We start from the raw sequence: 6,753 nt of genomic DNA on the forward strand, positions 1-6,753 counted from the left end.
CCCGAGCCGGGACAGAATAGCCAAGAGCACCGACAGCCGAACCGCCGACGGCGATCGGCTCCGGCGCGGCGGGGTCCGGCGCGGACCTGGCTGTACCGGATCGCGACGAACGCCTGCCCCGACTGGCTGGGCGCCGACGATGTCAAGTATGCAGGTCACACCTGTGTCTGTTCGGTGGCCTGATCGAGGTGACCGAGAAGTTGGACGAGGAGGGTGTCGCCGACCCATTGCTCGTACTGGTTCGCTGTCCAGCCGCAGCGGTGCACGAGCAGGTGCCAGGTGTCCGGATGGTTGAGCGTCCATAGGATGTCGGTCGCCGTGGTGACGCCGATCGCTGGGGCCAGGGCCGCGAGCTCGTCGAGCCGTTGGGCGAAACCGTGCAGGACGGTCCGGAACTCCGTTTCGATCCGTTGCCACAGATCGGTGATGGCAGGGTCGGTGAGCGCGGCGTTGCGGACGATGTGCATCACGGCGCCGGCGCGGTCTTTGGTCTGGCGCGACTGACGGGCGGCTGTGCGCAGGAGCGTGTGGGGGTCGTCGGCTTGCAGTAGCTGGCGGTACCAGGGCCGGTCGACGATGGGGATCGGTTGGTCGTCACCGCCGAGGCGGACGTCCCAGAGCGCGTGCAGCACGCCGGCCTTGGTGCCGAAGGCGAGATAGACGGTCTTGAGCGCCACCCCTGCCGTCGCGGCGATGGCCGGCATCGCCGTGGCGGTGTAGCCGCGATCGGTGAACAGATTCTGGGCGGCGTCGAGGATCGCGCCACGGGTCTGCTGCGCCTGCTGCCGGCGGCGCGGCGACTCGTAGCGACGCCGGGGGTTGACGGGACCGGCCACTCGGCTACTCTACAAGAGCATTCACTGCTCGATACGAGTAGCCAATTGAGGGAGGTGGGCATGGAGACCAACCCGGCCCCGGAGGAGTTCGCGCTGATGACCCAACGGGCCCGCGCCATGTGGGCGCTGGGCGACTTCGCCCGAGCCGGAGCCGAGCAAGTCATCGTGGCCGAATTGCTGTGCCGGGCGATCGACATTCACCCCGGCGAACGGGTGCTGGATGTGGCCGCCGGCTCCGGCAACGCCGCCCTGGCCGCCGCCCGCCGTGGCGCACGAGTCACCGCCACCGACTTCGTCCCGCAACTCCTGCACGTAGCGGCGCGGCGCGCTGCGGTGGAAGGCCTGGTGGTCGAGATCGAGGAGGCGGACGCCCAGGCGCTGCCGTTCCCGGACGGCACGTTCGACGTGGTGTTGTCCACCTTCGGGGTCATGTTCGCACCCGACCAGGCGCGGGCCGCGTCCGAGCTGGTCAGGGTGTGCCGGCCGGCAGGTCGCATCGGCCTGACGGCGTGGACGCCACGGAGCGTCATGGCCAGCTCCCAGGCCACCGCCGGACGCTTCGCACCCTTCCCGCCCATCCGGGGAGCCCGCAGCCCGATCGAGTGGGGGACCGAAGCCCACGTCCGAGAGCTGCTCGGCTCCGGCGTGACAGACCTCAACACGCAGGTACTGACCACCGAGATGTGCGCCGCTTCGCCCGCCGCGCGCGTCGAATTCAACCGCACCTACGTCGGCCCGACCAAGGCGATCTTCGACCGCCTCGACCCTACTGGGCAACAGGCCCTCGCCAACGAACTCGCCGACTGTCTGCAGAAGTACAACCGCGCCACCGACGGGACACTGATCGCCCCCGCCGAATACCTCCAGATCATGGCCACAAAAGCAGCCTGACGGCCGCCATAGCCGTGACCGCAGGCGCCCGGGATCCGTACCTGACCGCCCACAATGCGCTCCCGGGGAATCTCCACAGCACGACCGAACTGAACGGCGAGCCGCTGCGCCGCGACTGTGCCCGCTGCTACTGAGTAAGGCCGACGATGTGCCAACTAGGCGGTGTTTCGTAGGAGCGTCGATGTCGCGGCGTGGCGATGATCGATAACTGACGAGGTCTCCGGTATTTGGTTCAGCGACCAAGCTAGAACTTCACACCGGAGACCTCGTGCCGAGCGTAGCGGCAGCGAGGCGACATGATCTGACCGACGGGCAGTGGGCGGTGCTCGAGCCGTTGCTGCCGGCGGGAACGGGTCATGCTCGGCCGCGCAGATGGACGATGAGACTGATCATCGACGGGATCAGGTGGCGGGTCCGAACCGGATCCCCGTGGCGCGACGTGCCCGCGGAGTACCCGCCGTGGCAAACCCTGTATCGGTGGTTCCGTCGCTGGCAGCGCGACGGCGTCTGGGCGCAGGTCCTGGCGTTGCTGCAGACCCGGGCCGATGCGGCCGGGTTGATCGGCTGGACGGTGAGCGTGGACTCCACGATCAGCCGCGCCCATCAGCATGCGGCTGGAGCCCGCCGTGACGGTGATCGGCAGAAGGAACCTCCCGGCGGTGTCCAGGCCGAGCTGGTGGATCACGGGCTCGGCCGGTCGCGGGGCGGGTGGACCACCAAGACCCACCTAGCCTGCGAACAAAGCCGCAAGGTGATGGCTGTGGTGGTCACCGCCGGTCAGTGCGCAGACAGCCCTCAGTTCATCGCCGTGCTTGCCAAAGTTCGAGTCGCCCGTGCCGATGGCGGCCGGCCGCGGACCCGTCCGGACACGGTGTTGGCCGATAAGGCGTACACCTCGAAGGCCAACCGTGCCTACCTGCGCCGCCGCGGTATCGCCGCGTGTATTCCGAGCAAGGCCGACCAGGATGCCCACCGCAAGGCCAAGGGGTCGAAGGGCGGGCGACCGCCCGCCTTCAACCCTGAGGTCTACCGCCTGCGCCACGCTGTCGAGTGCGGCATCAACCAGCTCAAACAACACCGCGCCATGGCCACCAGGTACGACTGTGAGGATGATCAGGTGCCGCCCGGGGTTCGGGTCTGACCCGAGATACGACCGGCTCTCGATGCCTTGAGTTTGATCTGTCGACTCGGGTCCCAGGCGGTGCTTGCTGCCGCCGGACCGGCGTGACGTGTCCCGATAGGGGCCTTGCCGCTAACAAGGCGCCATCACAGTCCTGACCGCCCCTTGCCGGCCCGGCGACGGCCATTCGTTCCTTCAGCCGTCAGGAGCCGAACAACCGTGCCCAGCATGTCCCACCCGCCGACTACCGGCCAAGACGACACCTCCCCCGAAGTGATTCTTGGCGTCGACACGCACAAGGACATCCACGTCGCCGCAGTCATCAACATTCACGGCGTCCTCCTTGGCAGTCATAGTTTCCCCACCACCGCCAAGGGTTACCGCGGGCTGCTGGCCTGGGCTAGCACACTGGGCCGGCTGCGGCAGGCTGGAGTGGAGGGCACACATTCCTACGGAGCGGCGCTGACTCGCCACCTGCTGACCGCCGGGATCGCCGTCATCGAGGTCAACCAGCCGGACAAGGCCCACCGGCGCCGTCGCGGCAAGACTGACGCCATCGACGCCGAAGCAGCAGCTCGTGCGGTCCTGTCCGGTCGAGCCACCGCCGTTGCCAAGGCTGGCGACGGTCACGTCGAGCGGATACGCCTGTTCAAGCTGGCCAAAGCCTCGGCCACCAAGTCACGGGCGCAGGCGATCAACCAGCTCAAGGCCATCCTCGTCGGCGCGGACCCGGCCCTGCGCGACTCGATGACCGGACTTAGCAACCCCAAACTCATCCGCCGATGCGCCGACCTCGACCCGGGCCAGCCCGACACACCAGCGGCAGCCGCCGCATACACCCTGCGCCTGCTGGCTCGCCGGATCATCGAACTCACCCGCGAGGTCGACGACCTGAACCAGCGGATCACCGACGCCGTCGACGCCCACACACCAGAACTGCTGCAGCGCTACGGCGTCGGTCCCGACACCGCCGCAGCGCTTCTCCTGGCCGCCGGCGACAACCCGCAACGGCTCACCAGCGAAGCGTCCTTCGCGGCCCTCTGCGGCGCCAGCCCCATCGAGATGTCCTCCGGCAAAACCCAACGACGCCGGCTCAACCGAGGCGGCGACCGCCAGGCCAACTCCGCCCTCTACATAATTGTCATAGCGCGACTTCGCTGGGATCTGCGCACCCGTGCCTACATCGACCGACGTGTCGGCGAAGGCAAGACCAGACGCGAGGCGATCCGCTGCCTGAAACGCTATGTCGCACGCGAGCTCTACGAACTCATCGCCCGAACACCGCGGCACACCAGCCGGCCATCGATCGCTTGACATCCATAGGGGCATCAAACTTGCCGTGCGCTACGAAGCCACGATCACCATCGCCGCCATCAACCAATGGCTCCGAGCCCTACGAAACACGGCCTAGCAGTCGCACTGATTTGCCGCAGACAACGCGGGCCGCTCTCGAGGCGCTCGTCACTGTCCGTACCAGCTGGCCGATGTAGCCCGCACACTCGCTGCCCCTTACAGACCTGCGCTTGATCAACTCTCCGCTGTCGTGGTGCGGGATCGGGAGCGGACCCGGGCAAACCGGTTGATGCGCCGCGACCTCAGTAGGAGCATCACGACCCATGACGTCTGAAGACTTGGTGGGGTGCGTGATCGTGTCGGGGATGCCGGGGGCCGGCAAGTCGACCGTAACCGCACTGGCTGCACGGTTGCTGCCTCGAGCTGCTCAGGTCAAGGGCGATGACGTGAACCAGATGATCCTCAGCGGCCGTGTGGGTTTCATGGGTGAACCCGCAGACGAGGCATTGCACCAGGACGAACTCTGCAATCGCAACATGTGCTCGCTCGCCGACAACTTCATCGATTTTGGATTCACCGTGCTCATGGACACCGTCGTGGCGGACCGGGCGGAGCTGGATTTCCTGCTCGGCCTGTTGGCGCCGCGGCCGGTCCGGCTCGTTATCCTCGCGCCCGGGGTGGAGGTTTGTCAGCATCGAGACGCGACGCGCGACCCAGACGAACGGTTCCAGTTCGACGGCTATCACCGCCTTGAGGCAGACATGCGGCGAGAACTCGGCGATACCGGCTGGTGGTTCGACACGTCCACGCTCACGCCTGCGGAAACCGCTGAGCAACTCGTCCGCGAATTAGCAGATCATGCCCCACTGATGTGACGGCTTGGAATAGGTATCCGTCAGTTGGACACCCAGGCTCCTCTATTTCGCTCTATCCAGTCTTCCGTTGTCGCACCAAACTGCCGCCGATAAAGCGCGTTGCACCTTGCCATCAGCAGCATCGGCCACGTAGCCGTCCTTCCTCGGCGTCCGCCATGTTCGTGTCAGCCGCTGCCCGCCAGCAGCGCGCGCTGAACTGGACCGTCGAAGTCGGCGATCTGCAGCTTCCGGCGCGAGCTGAAGTGACTGACTGCTCCAGGCCCGTTCAGCCTCGCGGGAACCGCTGACGTCCGACGAGGTTGTACAAATCTGCGGCCCGCGAGCCGCCGACTCCCGGCTGATGGCACCGGACCATCGTCCGCGCGGTTGGTCCGCACGGCGCATGGTCACTACGCCGAGGCGCGCCACGCTAACGGCCTTCGCCGGCCCGACCGGCGGACATAGATGGGGGAGCAGATTGGGAGCAGCGGGAGTCCGAGGAGCGCGACGGCAGCCCGGCGGTCATGGATGTCGACCTCGCCGGCTCACGGAAGACCGACGAGCGCGATCATCCGGCCGCACCACTCGCCGCGCTCACGTCCGGCCTGTCCCGCACTCGGGTGTGGTGACGTACGCCGGACTTCAACGCCCGACGTTCCTTCACTTCGGCACCTTTCGTGCGCAATAAACCGACGGATGGGGAGCCCGTGGGCTCAGTCCTTTTTGCCGCATTTACTCGCGTGAAATTGCCTGGTTGACCGGTCACGGCCCGGGTACCGAAGGGCCGAACAGGGGACGGAGGCAACTCAAGAAGAAATCACGGTTGCGCGTCTCGAATTGTCGGACAGTGATGGAGAAGAGCTATGAGGATTGGCGGATCACGAGTTCTTCGGCGATCGGTTTCGGTCGGTGTCGCGGGCATCCTGCTCGCGGTGCTGGGCGCATGCACCGGCCGGGGCGGCGGTTACCTGCCGCCCAGCGTTGGATTCAACGGCCAGGCGTCCCTGGGCTTCAGCTTCAGTTGTGAGGACAAGGGCGGCCTCAACCCGCCGACCGGTAAATTGAGCATCCAGCTCGCCTACGTTGAGCAGGGCACCTACGTTTTTTCGAGCATCGCAGGGCAGCCGTTCGGGATCCATGGTGTCGTCGACGTCATCGACCCGGTGCTCGAATCGGCCATTTGTATCGGTCAGAACCCGCCGCCGGATCCCGCGAACACGCTGATCTTCCTCGGCCGGTACTGGCCCACCTCGACGGCGCCCGTGGGCTTCCCTACGAGCTGCGCCAAGAAGGAATCGCGGACCGCGCCGTCGTGCCGCTTCGAGGTCGAAGTGCGAGACAACGACAGCAACCACATCCCATCGAAGGGTGACTTCTTCGCCATCCAGCTGTCCAGCACGACCGCTGTGACCAGCGAGTTTGATCCCGCAACCGTCTTCTATGCGAGGGCAGGATTCCTCGGCGGCGGCAACATCACCGTCAAATGATCTTCCGGAACGCTGGATACCGCGTGAGGACGAACAATCATGACCTCTGACGAACGCCCGGCCCCATCGGGCTGGCAGCACAGTCGCTCATCACGTCGCAATTTTCTCGCCGGCGCCGCCGCCGTCTCCAGCGGCGCCCTGGTCGGCGGACGGGCCTCGGCCGCGCACGCCGCCGAGTCTTTGTTAAGTATTGAGCAGAAACAAGAAAGACTAGATGATAGCCTTGAAAGCGTACATAAGTGGTCTATGTACTTTAAATCGCTATTGATGTT

General features: G+C 66.1%; 6 protein-coding genes and 1 pseudogene. 6 read left to right on the plus strand and 1 reads right to left on the minus strand.

What is annotated here, in order from left to right:
• Positions 1-155: 155 nt before the first annotated feature.
• Positions 156-836, minus strand: a complete 681-nt coding sequence (locus AB0M20_RS20185) for a helix-turn-helix domain-containing protein (protein WP_364300219.1) — start codon at positions 834-836, stop codon at positions 156-158.
• 60 nt (positions 837-896) lie between these two features.
• Here AB0M20_RS20185 and AB0M20_RS20190 point away from each other — a divergent pair, with 60 nt between their 5' ends.
• From AB0M20_RS20190 to AB0M20_RS20215, 6 genes and pseudogenes are all read left to right on the plus strand, one after another.
• On the plus strand, positions 897-1,727 hold the full coding sequence (locus AB0M20_RS20190) for a class I SAM-dependent methyltransferase (RefSeq protein ID WP_364300221.1): 831 nt from the start codon (positions 897-899) through the stop codon (positions 1,725-1,727).
• A 268-nt stretch (positions 1,728-1,995) separates the two neighbouring features.
• Positions 1,996-2,868: an IS5 family transposase gene (locus AB0M20_RS20195; protein WP_364300223.1), complete on the plus strand. Its 873-nt coding sequence runs from the start codon at positions 1,996-1,998 to the stop codon at positions 2,866-2,868.
• Positions 2,869-3,075: 207 nt separating this feature from the next.
• A complete protein-coding gene (locus AB0M20_RS20200) occupies positions 3,076-4,161 on the plus strand; it encodes an IS110 family transposase (RefSeq protein ID WP_364300225.1) in 1,086 nt (361 codons plus the stop codon).
• 302 nt (positions 4,162-4,463) lie between these two features.
• Positions 4,464-5,015: an AAA family ATPase gene (locus AB0M20_RS20205; protein ID WP_364300227.1), complete on the plus strand. Its 552-nt coding sequence runs from the start codon at positions 4,464-4,466 to the stop codon at positions 5,013-5,015.
• Between the two features lie 842 nt (positions 5,016-5,857).
• Positions 5,858-6,481 carry a hypothetical protein gene (locus tag AB0M20_RS20210; protein WP_364300229.1) on the plus strand — a complete coding sequence of 208 codons (624 nt, stop codon included), beginning with the start codon at positions 5,858-5,860 and terminating at the stop codon, positions 6,479-6,481.
• 39 nt (positions 6,482-6,520) lie between these two features.
• A pseudogene (locus AB0M20_RS20215) lies at positions 6,521-6,753 on the plus strand (hypothetical protein); the annotation flags it as partial.

The sequence above is a fragment of the Actinoplanes sp. NPDC051633 genome (genome assembly GCF_040681735.1).
Taxonomy (GTDB): Bacteria; Actinomycetota; Actinomycetes; order Mycobacteriales; family Micromonosporaceae; genus Actinoplanes.

Excerpts from the sequence above, each read along its gene's own strand:
- AB0M20_RS20210 (WP_364300229.1), top strand. The coding sequence starts at position 5,858 with ATGAGGATTGGCGGATCACGAGTTCTTCGGCGATCGGTTTCGGTCGGT.
- AB0M20_RS20200 (WP_364300225.1), top strand. The coding sequence starts at position 3,076 with ATGTCCCACCCGCCGACTACCGGCCAAGACGACACCTCCCCCGAAGTG.
- AB0M20_RS20205 (WP_364300227.1), top strand. The coding sequence starts at position 4,464 with ATGACGTCTGAAGACTTGGTGGGGTGCGTGATCGTGTCGGGGATGCCG.
- AB0M20_RS20190 (WP_364300221.1), top strand. The coding sequence starts at position 897 with ATGGAGACCAACCCGGCCCCGGAGGAGTTCGCGCTGATGACCCAACGG.